Origin of the sequence: Caballeronia sp. LZ032, from assembly GCF_031451315.1 — a bacterium.
Taxonomy (GTDB): domain Bacteria; phylum Pseudomonadota; class Gammaproteobacteria; order Burkholderiales; family Burkholderiaceae; genus Caballeronia.
In genome coordinates this window covers 1-2538 of the sequence record NZ_JARUXP010000031.1, presented here as the reverse complement: position 1 = coordinate 2538, position 2538 = coordinate 1, and the positions used below count along the sequence as shown (strand labels likewise).

The window sequence follows — 2538 nt, the reverse complement described above, 5'->3', positions numbered from 1 at the left end:
GTATGCGTCTCACGTCGGCCGTTCTCCGGGCAGCAGTGAACGGGGGTAATTTGGTTCCCACTAAATGTTTTGACGGGAACCAAAGTGGCCGAGATTGTGGATAGCAAGTGCGAGGCACCGGGCAAGCGCCCCAACTTTGCGCGCGAATTCAAACGACAGCTGGTCGAACAGACGTTCGAGTCCGGGGCGTCTGTATCCCTGGTCGCGCGTCGCAACGACATAAACACCAACCTGCTGTTCAGATGGCGTCGCCAGTATCTTCAGGGTGCATTTGGGGCGCCGCGTCCGGGGCCTGCCAGACAGGAACCCGATGGTGACGTTGCATCGTTACTTCCAGTCAGCATTGTCCCGGAAGCCGAGGCCTCGATGCCGGTCCGCGAAGCCGTGTCGGAGGACGCCTGCGAGATCGAATTTGACCGTGCACGCTTGCGCATTCGCGGTAACGTGTCGCCGGATATGCTGCGGCTGCTGATTCGGGAGCTGTCCCGATGATCGGCCTGCCGGCTGGCACTCGCATCTGGATCGCCGCAGGCGTCACCGACATGCGTAGTGGTTTCCCGGCTCTTGCCGCGAAGGTGCAATCGGCACTCGAAGAGAATCCGCTCGGCGGCGACGTGTTCATTTTTCGGGGACGTCGCGGCGATCTCGTAAAAATTCTATGGGCAACCGATGACGGACTATGGCTTCTCGCGAAGCGGCTTTCGCATGGGCGGTTTATTTGGCCCCAGGCGGATGGCGGCAAGATCTTTCTGACGTCGGCACAGCTGTCGATGTTGCTGGAAGGCATCGATTGGCGGCAGCCCCGTCGCACGGCCGCATTGTCGATGTTGTAAACCGCATCGAAGGCTCGTAAACTGCGGCGCATGCCCGATCATGCGCCGCTTCCGCAAACCGTTGCCGAGCTCCACGCCCTGGTGCTCGAGCAGCAGGCATCGATCGCAAAGATGCAGCAGGAGATCGCCGAACGCGACCGGGAGATTGTCGAACGGGACCAGCAAATCGAACGCCTGAAAGCGCAGATCGACAAGCTCAGGCGCATGCACTTCGGTCGTAAATCCGAGCAGTTGGAGCGGCAGATCGATCGGCTCGAAACCCAACTCGAGGATCTGGCAGCGGGCAGCGGCGTTGCCGATGTTCGCCGCGCGCGCGCTCGTGCATCGAGCTCGGGCGTATCTGCAGCATCCCCGAAGGAAGCCTTGGCGTCCCATCTGCCACGCGAAGAGCACGAGCTCGAGCCCGATTCGATCTGCCCGAAGTGCAACAACGCCATGGAGTTGCTCGGCGAGGATGTGTCTGAGCAGCTCGCGCGCGTCACGGCGATGTTCAAGGTCATCCGCACTATCCGTCGCAAGCGGATCTGCACCGGTTGCGGCCATATCGCGCAACCTCCCATGCCGGGGCTGCCGATCGAGCGCAGCATCGCGCATCCGAGCTTGCTGGCCGAGATCATCGTTGCCAAGTATGCAAATCACACGCCGCTGTATCGGCAATCCGAGATCGCAGCGCGCGACGGCGTTCGTCTCGATCGGGCCACCATGGCACGCTGGGTCGGGCAATGCGAAGAACTCTGTCGGCTGCTGACTGAAGCCCTGCGTCGCTACACAATGGCGACTGCGAAGCTCCACGCGGACGACACGCCGATCCCGGTGCTCGCGCCTGGGAACAAAAAGACCAAGACCGGTCGATTGTGGGTCTACGTGCGCGATGATCGCCGCTCCGGTTCGCGCGACCCCGCTGCTGTCTGGTTCGCGTACTCGCCGGACCGCAAAGGCATTCACCCCCAGACCCATCTTGCCGGATTCGAAGGCATCCTTCAGGCGGATGGCTATGCCGGCTTCAACGAGTTGCACGAAGGCGGCAAAGTTCGTCTGGCATTTTGCTGGGATCATGCGCGCCGATACGTATTCAACGTGCATGAGACAGCCCCGTCGGACACCACGAAGCAATGGCTCGACATGATTGGCGAGTTTTACGGAATCGAGGCTGATATCCGCGGCAAACCGCCGGATGAGCGACGACGCGTCAGGCAAGAAAAGAGCACCCCATTGCTCGCGGCCCTCGAGACGTCGATGAGGGAGAAACTTGCGACGCTTTGGCCAAAGGCACCGCTGGTCGAAGCGATCAACTACTCTCTGAACCGCTGGGACGGGCTCACATTGTTCTGTGATGACGGCCGCGTCGAAATCAGCAACGTACTCGCCGAAAATGCTTTGCGCTGCGTGGCCCTCGGCCGGCGCAATTTCATGTTCGCTGGCTCTGACAGCGGTGGCGAGCGAGCCGCCGCAATGTATAGCTTGATCGGCTCGTGCAAGATGAATGGCATCAACCCACGCGCCTACCTGGAATATGTACTTACGCACATTGCCGATCACCAGGCCAACCGCATCGACGAACTGTTGCCCTGGAACGTCGCGGAGCACCTGCTCCCATCTGCACCTTCATTGGGTTGATCCCTTCTGCCTGCGGCAGGCTTAGCCTGCCGCATTCTCCGACGCTTGTCCAAAGAATTCTCAACGGCCCTGGCGCGACGCATACGAC

The 2538-nt window shown here is 60.9% G+C and carries 3 protein-coding genes; all 3 read left to right on the top strand.

The features are described 5' to 3' along the window. Positions 1-84 precede the first annotated feature (84 nt). Genes tnpA through tnpC form a run of 3 tightly spaced genes read left to right on the top strand, consistent with a single transcriptional unit; the run spans position 85 to position 2450 of the window. The gene (gene tnpA / locus QCE69_RS39250; protein ID WP_244195373.1) at positions 85-492 is read left to right on the top strand and encodes an IS66-like element accessory protein TnpA; all 408 of its coding nucleotides are present in this window, start codon (positions 85-87) and stop codon (positions 490-492) included. Then, complete coding sequence (gene tnpB, locus QCE69_RS39245) at positions 489-833, top strand: IS66 family insertion sequence element accessory protein TnpB (protein ID WP_087633492.1); 345 nt, start codon at positions 489-491, stop codon at positions 831-833. Before tnpA ends, tnpB begins: the two co-directional genes overlap by 4 nt. Positions 834-863: 30 nt before the next feature. Further along, on the top strand, positions 864-2450 hold the full coding sequence (gene tnpC, locus QCE69_RS39240) for an IS66 family transposase (RefSeq protein WP_097189534.1): 1587 nt from the start codon (positions 864-866) through the stop codon (positions 2448-2450). The last annotated feature ends 88 nt before the right edge of the window (positions 2451-2538 follow it).

Excerpts from the sequence above, each read along its gene's own strand:
- tnpC (WP_097189534.1), top strand. The coding sequence starts at position 864 with ATGCCCGATCATGCGCCGCTTCCGCAAACCGTTGCCGAGCTCCACGCC.
- tnpB (WP_087633492.1), top strand. The coding sequence starts at position 489 with ATGATCGGCCTGCCGGCTGGCACTCGCATCTGGATCGCCGCAGGCGTC.